Source organism: Novipirellula herctigrandis, from assembly GCA_007859835.1.
Classification (GTDB): domain Bacteria; phylum Planctomycetota; class Planctomycetia; order Pirellulales; family Pirellulaceae; genus Novipirellula_A; species Novipirellula_A herctigrandis.
In genome coordinates this window covers 7,848,200-7,862,306 of the sequence record SJPJ01000001.1, presented here as the reverse complement: position 1 = coordinate 7,862,306, position 14,107 = coordinate 7,848,200, and the positions used below count along the sequence as shown (strand labels likewise).

Annotated in this window: 16 protein-coding genes; 10 read left to right on the top strand and 6 right to left on the bottom strand. The window is 52.9% G+C overall.

From position 1 onward, the window contains the following. Positions 1-518 precede the first annotated feature (518 nt). Positions 519-2,471: a rhamnogalacturonan acetylesterase gene (locus tag CA13_RS28630; protein ID WP_419194953.1), complete on the top strand. Its 1,953-nt coding sequence runs from the start codon at positions 519-521 to the stop codon at positions 2,469-2,471. A gap of 226 nt (positions 2,472-2,697) precedes the next feature. Next, entirely contained in the window at positions 2,698-3,114 is a 417-nt protein-coding gene (locus tag CA13_RS28625) for a rhamnogalacturonan endolyase family protein (RefSeq protein ID WP_146402493.1), read from the top strand. A 259-nt stretch (positions 3,115-3,373) separates the two neighbouring features. Here CA13_RS28625 and CA13_RS28620 read toward each other — a convergent pair whose 3' ends face one another. After that, the gene (locus CA13_RS28620) at positions 3,374-3,598 is read right to left on the bottom strand and encodes a hypothetical protein (protein ID WP_146402491.1); all 225 of its coding nucleotides are present in this window, start codon (positions 3,596-3,598) and stop codon (positions 3,374-3,376) included. Positions 3,599-3,759: 161 nt separating this feature from the next. Here CA13_RS28620 and CA13_RS28615 point away from each other — a divergent pair, with 161 nt between their 5' ends. Continuing rightward, complete coding sequence (locus CA13_RS28615; RefSeq protein ID WP_146402489.1) at positions 3,760-4,587, top strand: hypothetical protein; 828 nt, start codon at positions 3,760-3,762, stop codon at positions 4,585-4,587. 121 nt (positions 4,588-4,708) lie between these two features. Beyond that, positions 4,709-5,677 carry a CE1 family esterase gene (locus CA13_RS28610; protein ID WP_146402487.1) on the top strand — a complete coding sequence of 323 codons (969 nt, stop codon included), beginning with the start codon at positions 4,709-4,711 and terminating at the stop codon, positions 5,675-5,677. A gap of 135 nt (positions 5,678-5,812) precedes the next feature. On the opposite strand, the gene CA13_RS28605 is transcribed toward CA13_RS28610, so the two are convergent. Further along, entirely contained in the window at positions 5,813-6,070 is a 258-nt protein-coding gene (locus CA13_RS28605; RefSeq protein ID WP_146402485.1) for a capsid cement protein, read from the bottom strand. 48 nt (positions 6,071-6,118) lie between these two features. Between CA13_RS28605 and CA13_RS28600 the strand changes: the two genes are divergently transcribed. Together CA13_RS28600 and CA13_RS28595 are read left to right on the top strand one after the other, a co-directional pair. After that, positions 6,119-6,931: an endonuclease/exonuclease/phosphatase family protein gene (locus tag CA13_RS28600; RefSeq protein ID WP_419194952.1), complete on the top strand. Its 813-nt coding sequence runs from the start codon at positions 6,119-6,121 to the stop codon at positions 6,929-6,931. A gap of 141 nt (positions 6,932-7,072) precedes the next feature. Continuing rightward, on the top strand, positions 7,073-7,798 hold the full coding sequence (locus CA13_RS28595; RefSeq protein WP_146402481.1) for a YqjF family protein: 726 nt from the start codon (positions 7,073-7,075) through the stop codon (positions 7,796-7,798). A 23-nt stretch (positions 7,799-7,821) separates the two neighbouring features. On the opposite strand, the gene CA13_RS28590 is transcribed toward CA13_RS28595, so the two are convergent. Together CA13_RS28590 and CA13_RS35800 are read right to left on the bottom strand one after the other, a co-directional pair. Then, positions 7,822-8,502: an alpha/beta fold hydrolase gene (locus tag CA13_RS28590; RefSeq protein ID WP_146402480.1), complete on the bottom strand. Its 681-nt coding sequence runs from the start codon at positions 8,500-8,502 to the stop codon at positions 7,822-7,824. Between the two features lie 154 nt (positions 8,503-8,656). Further along, positions 8,657-8,854, bottom strand: coding sequence for a hypothetical protein (locus CA13_RS35800; protein ID WP_419194951.1), 198 nt, complete (start codon positions 8,852-8,854; stop codon positions 8,657-8,659). Positions 8,855-9,016: 162 nt separating this feature from the next. On the opposite strand from CA13_RS35800, the gene CA13_RS35795 reads away from it, so the two are divergent. Together CA13_RS35795 and CA13_RS35790 are read left to right on the top strand one after the other, a co-directional pair. Further along, positions 9,017-9,169 carry a hypothetical protein gene (locus tag CA13_RS35795; protein ID WP_419194950.1) on the top strand — a complete coding sequence of 51 codons (153 nt, stop codon included), beginning with the start codon at positions 9,017-9,019 and terminating at the stop codon, positions 9,167-9,169. 91 nt (positions 9,170-9,260) lie between these two features. Beyond that, complete coding sequence (locus CA13_RS35790) at positions 9,261-9,410, top strand: hypothetical protein (RefSeq protein ID WP_419194949.1); 150 nt, start codon at positions 9,261-9,263, stop codon at positions 9,408-9,410. A 246-nt stretch (positions 9,411-9,656) separates the two neighbouring features. Here CA13_RS35790 and CA13_RS28580 read toward each other — a convergent pair whose 3' ends face one another. Together CA13_RS28580 and CA13_RS28575 are read right to left on the bottom strand one after the other, a co-directional pair. Then, positions 9,657-11,546 (bottom strand): sulfatase-like hydrolase/transferase, encoded by a 1,890-nt coding sequence (locus CA13_RS28580; protein ID WP_419194948.1) that lies wholly within the window; start codon positions 11,544-11,546, stop codon positions 9,657-9,659. Between the two features lie 542 nt (positions 11,547-12,088). Beyond that, complete coding sequence (locus CA13_RS28575; RefSeq protein WP_146402478.1) at positions 12,089-12,994, bottom strand: DUF6528 family protein; 906 nt, start codon at positions 12,992-12,994, stop codon at positions 12,089-12,091. 117 nt (positions 12,995-13,111) lie between these two features. Here CA13_RS28575 and CA13_RS28570 point away from each other — a divergent pair, with 117 nt between their 5' ends. Together CA13_RS28570 and CA13_RS28565 are read left to right on the top strand one after the other, a co-directional pair. Then, the gene (locus CA13_RS28570) at positions 13,112-13,486 is read left to right on the top strand and encodes a hypothetical protein (RefSeq protein WP_146402476.1); all 375 of its coding nucleotides are present in this window, start codon (positions 13,112-13,114) and stop codon (positions 13,484-13,486) included. A gap of 278 nt (positions 13,487-13,764) precedes the next feature. Then, complete coding sequence (locus tag CA13_RS28565; protein WP_419194947.1) at positions 13,765-14,076, top strand: hypothetical protein; 312 nt, start codon at positions 13,765-13,767, stop codon at positions 14,074-14,076. The last annotated feature ends 31 nt before the right edge of the window (positions 14,077-14,107 follow it).

The window sequence follows — 14,107 nt, the reverse complement described above, 5'->3', positions numbered from 1 at the left end:
GACGCCGTGCATCAGCTGGGTTCGATCGCGATTGCGCAGTGTCAACAAGGCTACAACAGCATTGCGGCAATCCAGGTGTTTACCCATCAAAGCAAAATCGTCTTTGACTCTCCGATCCAGCACCGTCTTCCTGATGCCGGCACTGGTGAGATTCGCACCCGGTTTGGGCATTATCGATTTGGCAAAAAAGCAGACACCCTCTGTAATGTTCCAGCGTGCGTTGGAAGACTTTCAGGACGCGAGAAGCACGGTGTTCGGCAACGTGTCCCGATCACAGCGACTCGTAACAAACGGGCGTACAATTGCATCACCTGGCTGTATAATTGCATCACGTGGTTGTACAATGCGAGGCGACTAACGTTCTCTCCATTCTAGGCGTCCGGTACGAATCAAATGCAATTATGTCAAATCAGCACCTTCCCGCTGAGTGCCTTGCCAACTTCAAGTATGCCGCGACGATCATCTGATAACGGTCTGCCAAGTACGTGCATTTCGATCGTTGCGAACGGAAATGTGTCGTGAGTCGAAGTGCCAGCCTTTTCATTGTCCTTGGCTTGTCTATTTCGGGATCACTCCTTGCGGCAGACAACGCGGAGCAGATCGTGTTGGTGGGTGATTCCACTGTCGCGACACACTCCGGCTGGGGAGACAGTTTCGGGAAGATGCTTAAGTCGGACGTGAAGTGGGTAAACCTTGCTCGCGGAGGACGCAGTTCGAAGAGTTACCGGGACGAAGGCTGGTGGAAACAGGTTCTCGACTCGAAACCGACATGGGTCTTTATTCAGTTTGGTCACAACGACCAACCCGGGAAAGGACCGAAGCGTGAGACGGATCCGCAAACCACGTTTCGCGAGAACCTCACTCGTTATGCAAACGAAGCACGCCAGGCGGGAGCGAAGCCAGTACTTGTGACGTCGCTGACTCGCCGACTGTTCGACAACGATGGAAAGATTGATCCCGAGAGGCTCGAACCGGTCAGCATTCCGAAAGGCTTCCGGCTGACCGATTACGCAGAAGCCACGAGGGCGGTCGCAGAGGAACTTGACGTTCCGTTAATCGACCTCAATCGGCTCAGCGTCCGGCATATGAATCGGCTTGGTCCGGAAGCGGCAAAGAGGTTCGATCCCGGGTCAAAGACCCCAGAGCATCCCGACAAGACACATCTTAATTCGTATGGAGCCGCACTCACTGCGCAGCTGGTTGTTGGCGAACTGTGTCACGTCGTCCCCGAGTTCGCGCCGTTGCTTAAAACTCGACTGTCCTGGAACTTCGTCTTCACAGACGGTGACGTTCAGGAAGGCGGCATCCACGTCGCACCGCAAACGGCCTACGAATCCGAACAGGGCTACGGATTCGTCTCCAGTGCGAATACTGAGACACCAGCACTATTTGACGTCAATCTGGTGGAAGCCAACTACGAAGTGACGATGCAATTCGGACATTCCGATCACTCGACATCGACAACGATCAAGGCCGAGGCACGTCGCCTAATGTTGGAAAACGTCGAAACGAAGGCCGGCGAATATATGACTCGCTCGTTCACGGTCAACGTGAGGCGACCGCCGATTACACCCGACCGATCGACAAAGCTAAACAGCCGCGAGACCGGGCCACCAATGCATCTTAACTGGGATGATCAACTCTCCTTTGAGTTCAACGGCACAAAGCCTGGCGTTGTCTCGATGATGATCCGTCCGTCGCATGAGGCAATTACGGTTTTCATCGCAGGGGATTCCACGGTGACCGATCAAAGAACTGAACCCTACGCAGGTTGGGGGCAAATGCTTCCGCGATTCTTCGGCCCAAGTGTGGCCGTATCGAATCATGCGGAATCAGGCCTGGCTTTGCGATCGTTCGAGTACCAGCTGCGACTGGAGAAACTGTTGAGCATGATGAAGCCGGATGACTACGTCTTCATTCAGTTTGGCCACAACGACCAGAAGGACAATCGCGATGGAGCCGGGCCGTTCTCAACTTACAAAAACAAACTGAGTGAGTTCGTGGATGTAATTCGTGCCAAACGCGGCATCCCCGTCCTGGTGACTTCGATGGAACGGCTGCGCATGGACGAAAACGGGAACCAGACACCAACGCTTACGGACTACGCCGAGGCGGTACGTCAGGTCGGGAAGGACCAGAATGTCCCCGTGATCGACCTCAATGTCATGAGCCTGAAGTTTTACGCGGCACTCGGTCCCAAGCGAAGCACAAAAGCCTTCGCCTTCTACCCGGCCGGTACGTTGCTCGGTCAGGAAAAAGAACTCAAAGACCGCACGCATCACAATTCGTACGGGGCCTATCAACTCGCACGTTGTGTGGTCGAGGGAATCCAGAAGCACGTACCCGAACTGGCGAAACACTTGGCGAAAGATGCTGAGCGTTTTGATCCCGCCAAACCTGATGACCCGTTAACCTTCGACCTGCCATCGATTCCAACACTCCAACTTCCAAAGAAACCGGCTGGAAACTGAGGAATGCTCGACAACATCAGACGCCCAAAACAAAACAATCCAACGCGACACGCTACTCGAATTCCGCTGCTGCTGATTCTATTGACCGATGTACTTAGTAGCTGTGCGTGTTCTCAGGCTGACAGTGATCAATCGAACGCAAAGTCTGCGAGACGACCGATGGAGTTTCTCGATCGCGGACAGGGTGGCACTTCAGGTGACAGACGGAGTCTATCTCTGATGGCGGATGCTGGGCAGGGATTCGCCGGACATCGGATTCAATCTCTATCGCAACGGTGACAGGATCACTCCGGAGCCAGTTACCTCGTCGACCAACTTGGTGGACCCGGATGGCAGCGCCGAGGACAAGTACGTGGTCGAGTCACTTGCAAAGGACGGACTAAAAGTGTCAGCCGAGGTATCGGTCTGGCCACGAAAATCGGTCGTGGACAAAGAGGCTCTGTGGAGAAGAAAACCTGGCGTGGCCTGCCTAGAAATTCCGCTGGCCGGGCCTCCATCGGACAAGCACACTCCGGGGGACATGAGCGCTGGCGATCTGGATAGCAACGGATTTGGAGCTCACCTTGCACCGAGAAGGCGACTGGCGATTGGACCGGCCAGCAAGCCCGAAATTTCAGCATTTGGATCGAAGACAAGGGGCTGACATGCACGTACGTGATGCCTGAAGCAAGACAAGAAATACACCGACTCGTTTGTTGGCGTTTTGCGTTGTATCCAACACGCGTCTCGATCATTTGCTGAAAAAAACCTCGCTCTGGTACTACACCGAACGTGGACACCGTGCGTGGGATCACTTGCCTTTCGTGCGCGACGGCAATCCGCTGGCGACGATGCCGTGACCGACAAAATCGTTTTGCCTCAAGGCCGCGGATTCGGCGGCGGAGAATTTCCGGTTGCCAACGTCATTGCTTTGGTAACGCATTTTGGTTGGCAACCCCTTTTAACGCTGATAAGCTATCCAGCGTGCCAACGTTTCTCGCTGCGACTACCAGCTTCGACAATCCAAGCGTTCTGCAAACCGAATTGCCGAGCAGGCTTAGATCACCGATAGGACGGAGGATGGTGGATGGAAAACCCGGTTCCGAGAAGGCTTTGGGTGTATCAGCGAATCGATCTGATTTGGCCATCGATGGAATGGAAAATGCCAAAGTCGCACTGAATTGAAGTACATCGATATGGAAACGCTTTGCTGAATGCGGCAGAGCTCTTGACCGCAGCGGCGATCCGTCCGCCAGTCGTGGCAAGTGCAATTAATAGTGGCGGCGGTTTAGAGCAAAGGTTGAAGATAATGATCGCTGACAAATCATGGAAAGTGCCTTCCTCAATGCGAATGACCATTGTGGCCATTGCCATCTGCGTTTTCCCTCTGGGTGTCGTTTATGCTCAGAACTTCGAAGCCGTGGAACGCCGGTTGGGCGGAGCGGTTGAGGCGGGCGAGTTGTCATTGGAGCAAGCGACTTTAATGCTGGACACACTTCGCCGTTCCACTTCGTCCGGCGAAATGAAAGAAAAGAAGCAGCGGTACGAGCGGTACATGAAAGAGATCAAGGATGCATTGGAGCAAGGCAAACTAACGGAAGAAGAAACTGTAATGAAGCTCGCCGCCGTTCGGCGTGAGATGTTCGAAGAAGGCATACGCAGCGACCGCGAGCGTGGCGAATTGGAAGCCAAGAAACAACGGTACAAGCTGTTCATGGAAGAAATCAAAGCAGCCGTCGAAGCAGGCAAGCTTACTGAGGAAGAAGCCGATAAGAAGCTGACCGCGGTTCGCCGAAAGATGTTCGAGGTTGTCGAGCGTGGCGAATCAGCGAGCCGCGATATGAAAGCGAAAAAGCGCCGATATGAACGGTTTATGAACGAGATCAAGGAGGCCGTCGAAGCAGGCAAGCTTTCGAAAGAAGAAGCTGAAATGAAACTCGCCGCCGTTCGGCGTGAAATGTTCGAAGAAGGCATTCGCGGCAACCGCGAGCTTGGCGAATTGGAAGCCAAGAAACAACGGTATAAGCTGTTCATGGAAGAGATCAAAGCGGCTGTCGAAGCAGGGAAACTAACCGAGGAGGAAGCCGAAGAGAAGTTGATTGAGATAAGACGCGAAATGTTTGAAGAGACCCCGTAACGTGTGTCCCGCCAACAAATGAGCGGCAAGGCGCCGGCCGCCGGTATCATCGTCCCAGAAAAAGCAGCCACAGAAACACCGACGGCAAATACCTTGCCGCTCACCAATAGGTAACCAGAACATGACATTGCGATCCATCTTATTGGTAGCCGCCTGCTGTATTGCTGCGGGAACTGCTGTTTCGAACGCTCAAGATGACGCTACGTCGCAAAACACAAACGCGAACGATCGCACAGTCGGCCCTTCGCGATTGCCGTCCGGTGAGTATTCAATCGCACAGTCGTGGTCGCAGGAACGTGAGCACAAGCGGCCGTATTACGTCAATGTTCCTGATGGCACTGGGAATGCAAAACGTCCGGTGCTTATCTTTCTCCACGGCAACGGCGGCAATGCCCAAAAGGCTATGCGAGGATTCATTCGACACCGCAGCACCATTGCAGCGCAGTACATCATGGTGTTTCCACAGGGCTATCGCGAAAGTTGGAACATCGTTTCGGAGCGCTCCAAAGCCGACGATCGCGGCTTCATTGAGGCCATTGTCCGGAAACTGGCCACATTTGAGAATGTCGACCCAAACAATTTCAGCATCATCGGCGCATCGAACGGCGCGGCGCTGGTCAATCAGTTGATGATCGAAAGCAGCCTGCCGAACGTTCGCAATTACATTAGTGGCGTCAGCCCGCTAAACGTTTGGCAGTACGACGGCAAACACTTTCGGGCCAAAGGTGATGACAACAACTATCGTGTCGCGGTCATTCCCGCCCAAGGGAAGCGGCTGATGAACATCTCGGGAATAAGGGACGAACTTGTTCCGTATGATGGTGGACCTTCAAGAGTGATTCGTGCCAAAGATGGCAAGCTTGCCTTTGTTGCCGCAGAAGAATCGACGTTTGTGTGGGCCCGTCACATGGGGTACGAGGGAAAGAGGCTGGTGAAGCCGACCAAAATCAACGGGGCGGTGGAGGTTTTCAGCTACCTCAATGGCGACGTGGTCCATTGCAAAGTGAACAATGAAGGGCATGGTGCCGTGCACGGAATCCCCGAGCAAACGCTGCTGGATTTCCTCAAAGGAAGTCGCCAAGATCGGTAAGCTGAATCAGGCCTTGGCCCTCTATTGGCCACGATGTAGCTGCCCCTATCGAGCGTGTGAGTTCCTGCAATTGACTATTTGCGTTTTCCGAGTCGTAGATCCCTGAAGCACAGGCTCGCTTTGCCGAGCAATTTGCTACCCGTTGACCTGGTAAATCGCGTGGCCGTTCGTGTCGTCCCAGTGAACCTTGGCACCAGCCGATACGGAGATCACCGGATTCTTGGTCACATCAAACACGCCTACGACGGATACGGAACCGAGCACACCAGCACGGATGTCATGCTTGGTAATACCGACCAGTTCGCCTTGGACAACGACGCTGCCGGCCACCAAACCTGCGGTTGGCGTGTAATCAACTGCCGCCCCTTGTTTGACAAATTCTGCTACGCTCATGCGTTAGTAACCTTTCAGTATCTTGGCAAAATCAATTTGAGTTCCGCGATGATCCTCCGTAGAACCTTGCTGTTAGCAATCTTCGCAATCCCAACGTTCCTCTCGGCGCTGCAGGCATCCGAGCCGTCGCGGGTGTGCGTGTTGACCTACAATATCCACCACGGCGAGGGCATGGATGGAAAGCTCGACTTAAATCGTATCGCGGCTGTCATCAAACACTTGGACCCCGACATTGTGGCGTTGCAGGAAGTTGACAAGGCAACGAACCGATCCCACGGCGTTGATCAAGCGGCAGAGCTTGGAATACTGACGGGGATGCATGCAGCCTTTGGCAAGGCGATGGACTACGCGGGCGGTCACTACGGCGAAGCGATTCTATCGAAGTATCCATTGACCAACGTCAACGTCCTTGCTTTGCCAAGCACCGAGGGCTGCGAACCACGTTGCGCCCTTGCTGCCCAGGTCCGGCTTGGGGAAAACGGGCCGGAGTTTGTGTTCGTTAGCACGCACTTGGAGCACGCCAAGGCCCCACTCCGCTTGCGTCAATCCAATAAGCTCAATCCGTTTCTCGTCAGAGCCAATTCTCTTCCGATGATTCTAGCAGGGGACTTCAATGACGTCCCCGATAGCCCTACGATCCGAGTGCTGCAGCCAAACTGGACAGACGCGAGCGTCAAACAGCCTGACCCGACGTCTCCATCGGCCCCGCCGAAAAGGAAGATCGATTATGTGTTCTTCCGTCCGGCGAATGCTTGGCGTGTCGTCGAGCAGCAGGTGGTCAATGAACCAGTCGCCTCAGATCATCTGCCTCTGCTGGTGGTCCTGGAATGGAGCGAAACCAATGATTCCGTAGCGAACTGATCCATTAGTGAAGGGACCGATGACCGAAAGTACAAATCCTTATCAACCGCCGAGCGAGTTACAGCCGCACGAAAGCTGGTGGTCGAAACTGCACGGACGATTTAGTATCAAGGATCAAATCCTCATTCCGATCGCGTCACCATGATTGATCGTATTGCACCGACGATTCGCCCTAGCGGAAGAGCCGACGGAACCCAGCGATGGGAATCGTTGCTATTCTGCCACTGGGAATTGCCTTCCGATGCACTTCGCAGTGTTCTGCCCGGCCAATTGGAAATGGATACGTTTGAGGGAAGAGCGTTCGTGGGTGTCGTGCCGTTCAAGATGCGTCGCATCAAACCAAGATGGCTACCGCAAGCTTTCGCATTTAACTTCTATGAGACGAATGTTCGCACCTATGTGGTTCACCGAGGGCGACCTGGCGTCTATTTCTTTTCGCTGGACGCAAGCTCTCGTTTGGCCGTTTGGGCCGCTCGCGCCGGTTGGGCACTCCCCTATTTCTATTCCAAGATGAACGATTTACGCGATGGCGACCACGCCACCTATTGGAGTGAACGAGCAAGTAGTGGATCTTCCGCAACTCACTCCGTAAGCTACAGCGTCGGCGAGGAGTTCGGTGAATCACAGCCCGGCACCCTGGAGCACTTTCTACTCGAACGCTATCTGTTGTTTGTTGAGCGACGAGAAACCATTCACGTCGGACACGTTCATCACCGACCCTATTTTGTTAAACGAGCCACCGTTCTCAAAATCCAAGATGGCTTAATAGCGGCGAGCGGATTGCCTGCGACCGGCAAGCATCCGGATCTAGCCCACTACTGCGACGGTGTTGACGTTGAAGTATTCGGAATCCGTCCGGATGTTTGACCCAATTTTCGACAGATTACTAATTAGTGTTCCTTGTTTACTTGTTTCAATACCGAGCGAATGAACGCGTTCACTTCACGAGCATGAGTCAGTGAAATGACGTGTCCACCACCAGCGACGATCTGGGTTGGAGTTGTGTTTCGAATTGGCAGCACGATGTCGCGGTCACCGTGAATGTGAAAGAGGGGGCAGTCAACTTGTGGCGAGAAATCCCAATCGAGGATTCGCGATAGCGACCATTTAAATACTTTCGGCTCGCTGTGACGGAATTGCCGGGCCAGTCCGCTGAGGTGTGGAAACCAACGGCCAACCATCTTCGATCCCATTGGCACGCAAGCAATCTGCATCAGCCGGACATGCAGCAGGGAAACGAGTGGTTGCAAGCGACGAGCCAACTTTGCATATCGAGGTAACTCGACTGGCGAGCGAACGCTGCCAATCAGAATAACCGCTAGCGGATCGAGATACTTTGCGACGTGCAACGCAATGATTCCGCCAAACGACGCCCCCCCAATCACCGCCGGACCATAAGGCCGCAAATCGTTTGCCAAGCGTTCACTGTAACTGTCAAGCGTGTCGTCGGACTCAGGAACCGGCCAACTCGGCACGATCAGGTTTTCGAACGCGAGCGACTGAGAAGCAAAGACTTCGCAATCCGCAGCGAGTCCTGAAAACAGAATCAAGGGGGTTGAGTCACGATGCATCGCTTACTTCACACCTTTTCTAATTCCGAAACGATCCACGAATGGTCACTGTCGTCACGTTTGACGATTTGTGCTATTGGCGTTGCAAAATGATGCAACGAAGCGCCGCTCACTTCCGCCCCCGAGCACTGATACCAGGATAGCACGACCGATCTTACTCAATAATCACGGTCGGCACCGTATCGGTTAACCAAAATCCGTTGGCGGACAAGTAGAAGGTGTAACCGGCAGCGTGCATTTTACCCGCGGCCACAACATCTGCGTCTCCACCATTGACAACATTGCCAACATTGCCAAAGCCCACGGTATTGAACCGGCACGACTCGCAAATGCATAAGATCGTGGGAGACATGCCTGAGTGCGCACTGGGTCGTGATGGCCTCAGTCGACTTCACCACAGCGGAAGTCTGGACCAAGAGTGGCCTGACAACGTTCTAATTGCTTTTTGTCATGGAACTGAAAACACGACGCGTCAACTTTGCTCACCTGCACCACCCATCCGAACGAGGCATGGATGAAGACGATTGCCCGCGAGTTGACCCACAACGAGGATAGCTTTCTAAACAACAAGAAGTACTTGATTATGGACCGCGATGCAACATTCCGTAAGGCGATTCGAAACTTCCTACGCAACGAAGGCGTGAGGCCCGTTCGGTTACCACCGTGAAGCTCAAATTTGAACGTCTATTTGAAACGCCTTTTTTTGATCGCTGAAGTGCGAGTGCCTTCATAAACTGATTCTCTTTGGCGAGAACGCGATGCCAAAAACTGTTCGGGGTTTCCTCGATCCTTATTACACGAAGCGAAATCATTGGGGTTTGGACAACAAATTAATCGTGCCCATGGATCGCCCGCCAGACATGGATGTTGCGATCGAAGCAACCGAGCACCTCGGTGGCTTGCTTTGATCGCATCAACGCGTCGTTTAGTTCGTCTGGTCTTCACTCGCTCCGCACCACTCGAATCTCAAAACATCAATGTGATGTCTGCTGTACGTTGCCGCCGCTTTCGACCACTTAACGCCAGCGCCACACGGTCTGGACACAATCTCGACATAGAACCGGAGTCCATCTACCCACGCAACTGCGGATAACACCAACCAAAATGCCAGTTCCATTTTTTGCCCGCGTGCCCAAAACAGAAAATCACATCGGTCAGTTGACCACGTTGTCGGTACCCAACAGCACATTCAACGTTCGATTTGCGACCCGCGTGATGTATTTGTTGGGTTGGTCTTTCAAGCAGGCTTTCATTTCGGGAATCAATGGCTGGGCCAACTCTCCTGCTTCGCCTAATACGATTGCCGCTCGCAATCGTCCCCATTCATGCTCGCTGGCCAGTTCTTGTTTTAGTACAGGTAAGGCCAACTCCGGCGAGTTCAACTTCAACAAGGCACGGGCTGCCGCGATCCGAACGCAAGGTGCTTCATCCTGAATCGCTGAGATGAGTTTTGGCTTCGCTGACGAGGCGACGTCGGATAAATTCCCGATTCCGATTGCCGCCCAATAACGGACCACGGAATCCTGATCGTCGAGAGCGGCGACGAGTTTGGGGAAGTTCTCTGTTCCGCCGATCGCTAGGTTAGCGACGTTACGGATTCGCTCGATCAGTTTAGGATCGGCATTCAGCAGAATGTTGTAACGGGCACTGGTCGTCTTCTCGCGACGTTGGATTTCGGATTCGGGGATCAAGCCGATATCGCGGGTCTCAACAACCCAGTCCAAATGCACATCACGCATTCGGTCGAGAACTTCCTTGTAGGCTTCGTCTGCTGCGAGATTGTTGATTTCGTAGGGATCCGATTGCAGATCGTACAGTTCCTCCGCGGGCTTGCTGTCCGACATAAACAAAGCGGCGGGTTCGGGAAGTTTACCCTCCGCAAAGACACGACGTAGTTCTTTCATCGTCGCCCCTTTTTCGGGCGTGTTCATGTATTGATAGTACGGTTTGAACGGTTCATAGTTGCGAATGTATCGAAATTGTTTGTCGCGAACGGCACGAATGATGTCGTAACGCTCGTCCATTCGATCTCGAGCGCCAAACACGTAGTCTCGCGGTTGGGTCAGGTTTTGGCCCAGGAAAGCGCGACCCTGAAAATATTCTGGCAGCTTGATACTCGCCAAGTTCAAGACCGTTGGAGCAAAATCGAGACTGCTGATCAGTTGGTCGTCGACCGTTGCGGGCATGCCTTGGTTGGCGATCCGAAACGATTCAGGGATTCGAATAACGAGCGGGATTCGCGTTCCCGACTCGTACAACCAGCGTTTGGCGCGGGGCAGGCCGACTCCGTGGTCGGACCAAAACATAATAATCGTGTCTTCGTAGACGCCATGGTCTTTGAGTTCCTGAATCCTTTCAGCTACCCAGAGATCCATGGCAGTGATCAGTTCGTAGTTTCGTTTCCAATCTTCACGTACGATCGGCGTGTCGGGATAGTACGGCGGCAAAGTGAGGTTGTCGGGATCCTGTCGTTGATTGTTGCTCAGGACCTTGGTGACTTCGTTGTATTTCTCCTCATTCGCAATTCCGCTTTCGTGACAGCCGCCAAAATTGAAGACTGCAAAAAATGGCTGGGAGTCGTCTTTGCGATTTTTCCAATGTGCCTTACGGCTGGACTCATCCCAGGAACCCTTCGGTGTTTTAAACTGATAGTCCTCTTTGCTGTTGTTTGTGCAGTAATACCCTGCCTGTCGCATGTAGGTTGAAAAGGGCTTAACGAAATCAGGAAGTTTTGCATTGCATCGCATGTGATGCGTCCCGAGCGTCGATTGGTAGATCCCCGTGATGATCGCTGACCGACACGGCGCACAAACACCGGCTGTCGTAAAGACGTTGGAGTATCGGACACCTTGCTTGGCAAGTCCGTCGATGTTGGGCGTGATCGCATCTTCGTCGCCGTAGCACCCGATATGTGCACTAATGTCTTCGCAGGATAGCCAAATGATGTTTGGACGTTTGCCGGGCGAGGCGGACGCGGGCTCATTGGCAGGCAATGAACTCATCGAACAAATCGTCAATGACAAAGCGAGGAGTCTTCGAAGCATGCCGGTTTCCATCCTGTTGTGTTTTTTTCGGGAGATCATGGTCTCTCAAAACAGTGCAACGCTAAGGCAAGTGCGTTTTTGAGAGGCGACGTGACAACGCCGATAACGAATATAGCTCGTCCCAGATCTCTGATCACCCAGGGAGCTCACAAAGATTCAACGCCACACGCGTCCAACCCCCTCCCAGAACCTAGCCGGCGGAGCAATCAAACCTCTCAACGGAGAGTCCGAGAGCAAACCGAATCACCGTGAAATCACGAAAAATGCCGGCGCCAGTCATGAAGACCAACGTCGGCTTGCTCGGCAACCCGGCGGTCGGAGTAAACCGACGGGTGTAATCGAAGTTGAGTGGGCCAGACGGATTACGAAACGCTTTCCGGAGACTCTCTGTGGGGGTTATGGGCAAAACGCTGCTTTAGCGAATAACCCAGCGGAAACGTGCACGCAAAACGCTGCTGGGTTATGGGCGGCGTGTCTTTCTGCCTACGATTGCGAAACACGCATCCCCACTGTTTCGGGCGACCCAGTCTATGTCAGCTTGACTAATAACTAAAACTGACCTGTTGCCACCAACGAGCTTTGTAAAACCTTGAAGTCTCTCTGGAGTATCGCTTCACTCCTGCTTTTGAATTCAACGATATAAACGCATTGCTTTGCCATTCCTTAGCACCCTCAATTTCTTTGGGTTCACTCACCCAGATAGAGCCGTCAAGATGTTGGCTTGCACTCTTGATGTTCCTCAACGCGAAGATCATCTCAAACTTTTCAGTCTTGATGTCAAATGAAAACAACGCCTCATTGTTGCTGATCAACAACGCCGCATCTTCCCGCAATGGAAAAAGATCGTGACCCGTTGGACTGAGTGGCAATTTAAACTTCCGGTCCAAAACAAGCCTGCCTTCTAAATAATTGATGCAATACAGGAAGTCTCCAAGTACCCAAAGGCAATTGCGAACTTTGTCCCAGGCCAATCCGTGCGCATACGGTATTTTCAAATCGAAAAACTCGTCCTCTGAATGGTGCAACCGCAATATGCCGTGGTTGCTATTGGCACTTACGATTGCACCGCCTGGCAATATTTCCGCCGAATGACAACTGCTGAGCGTGGAATAGTCTTGGATCAGCATTCGATCACTGAACCGCACCAACCGCACTCGACCATGATATGCGGCAAGGACATGAACGACACCATCAATCTCTACGCGCTTCGCATCCGTTGGCCTGTAGTGATGTGTTTTTTCGTCTTCACCCGGGTAGCACCACAACGTGGCCCTATGAATGTCCGTATTGAGTGGATCGAAGAGTCGGATACGGTTATCAGCCTGGTCAGCGATGAGAACTGCTAACGTTTCGGGAGGCACATCGTGGTGCGAGTCGTCCTGAATGGAATCATCCGCGAGGATGCTGACGGGCAAAACAAGCAACAATGCAATGACTACTGCCTTCAAATTTCTGTCCTATAATACAATTGTTCTGAAAACGCGTCCGGTCAAAAAACATCAGCCGACCATTAGACACGGAAGAAACGGAAATTCAAGTTTTGTGAGCAATGAACCTCAGCTGAATTGACATACTTAATCGCGTCCATAAAGTTCCCGCAACTGTTCTCACTGGAATCACAACAACAAGTCATTGGTTACCTTCGCACCGAGAATGCCGTTCTTAAAGAGAAGCTCGGCAAGAAGCGGATCTTGCTGACCGATGACCAGCGGCGTCGTTTGGCAGTCAAAGGCAAAATCCTAAGCCGAAAACAACTCGAGCAGTTTGGGACTCTGTTCACACCGGACACAATCCGGCGATGGCATCGACAATTGGTTGCCAATAAGTGGGACTACTCCGATCACAAAGAGAAAACACATGGCTGGCCAAGGGTCCGCGAAGTAGTCGTTGATTTGACCGTGAAGCTCGCGACAGACAACCCGACTTGGGGCTACGACTGAATCAGCGGTGCGTTTTCGAACGTCGGCTACCACATCACCGACCCCACCATTGGAAACATCCTTAAAGCCCACGGTATTGAGCCGGCAGCGACTCGCAAACGCACAGGATCGTGGGAAACATTCCTGAGTGCGCACTGGGACGTGCTGGCCTCAGTCGACTTCACGACAGTAGAAGCCTGGACCAAGAGTGCCCTGACAACGTTCTATCGGCGCTTTGTTATGAAACTGAAGACTCGCCGCGTCAACTTTGCTCATCTGCACTACCCATTGGTGGCGCGATGCAGCACGGATTACTTCAGTTGCCAGACCAACAGCTACTCGAACTGGCGCATTGGGTAGTTGCGAAGTTATTGCGGATCGACTTGGTCGGTGAACTTTCCGCTCCGCAAACCTTGGAAGCCTGGGGCGTTTTGTTGATCGGGTTTGCTGCGACAATGATGGCTGCTCGAGGCGTGATCGCGGACCAGAAACGCCAACCGATACGATTTCACTGGGCCGCCACAGTTGGATTTTCGGTACTGGTTAGCATGTTGCCCTTCACCGGCTTCGGGTTTCCGATCACAACGCTGCCGATGTTCTTGATGTCTTGATGTCTTGATGTCAGATGGTTAATCCGCCTCA

Bases quoted from the DNA above. Each gene is read 5' to 3' on its own strand.
- CA13_RS28625 (WP_146402493.1), top strand. From the start codon at position 2,698: ATGCTGGGCAGGGATTCGCCGGACATCGGATTCAATCTCTATCGCAAC.
- CA13_RS28620 (WP_146402491.1), bottom strand. From the start codon at position 3,598: ATGGCCAAATCAGATCGATTCGCTGATACACCCAAAGCCTTCTCGGAA.
- CA13_RS28615 (WP_146402489.1), top strand. From the start codon at position 3,760: ATGATCGCTGACAAATCATGGAAAGTGCCTTCCTCAATGCGAATGACC.
- CA13_RS28610 (WP_146402487.1), top strand. From the start codon at position 4,709: ATGACATTGCGATCCATCTTATTGGTAGCCGCCTGCTGTATTGCTGCG.
- CA13_RS28605 (WP_146402485.1), bottom strand. From the start codon at position 6,070: ATGAGCGTAGCAGAATTTGTCAAACAAGGGGCGGCAGTTGATTACACG.
- CA13_RS28600 (WP_419194952.1), top strand. From the start codon at position 6,119: ATGATCCTCCGTAGAACCTTGCTGTTAGCAATCTTCGCAATCCCAACG.
- CA13_RS28595 (WP_146402481.1), top strand. From the start codon at position 7,073: ATGATTGATCGTATTGCACCGACGATTCGCCCTAGCGGAAGAGCCGAC.
- CA13_RS28590 (WP_146402480.1), bottom strand. From the start codon at position 8,502: ATGCATCGTGACTCAACCCCCTTGATTCTGTTTTCAGGACTCGCTGCG.
- CA13_RS35800 (WP_419194951.1), bottom strand. From the start codon at position 8,854: ATGTCTCCCACGATCTTATGCATTTGCGAGTCGTGCCGGTTCAATACC.
- CA13_RS35795 (WP_419194950.1), top strand. From the start codon at position 9,017: ATGAAGACGATTGCCCGCGAGTTGACCCACAACGAGGATAGCTTTCTA.
- CA13_RS35790 (WP_419194949.1), top strand. From the start codon at position 9,261: ATGCCAAAAACTGTTCGGGGTTTCCTCGATCCTTATTACACGAAGCGA.
- CA13_RS28580 (WP_419194948.1), bottom strand. From the start codon at position 11,546: ATGCTTCGAAGACTCCTCGCTTTGTCATTGACGATTTGTTCGATGAGT.
- CA13_RS28565 (WP_419194947.1), top strand. From the start codon at position 13,765: ATGCAGCACGGATTACTTCAGTTGCCAGACCAACAGCTACTCGAACTG.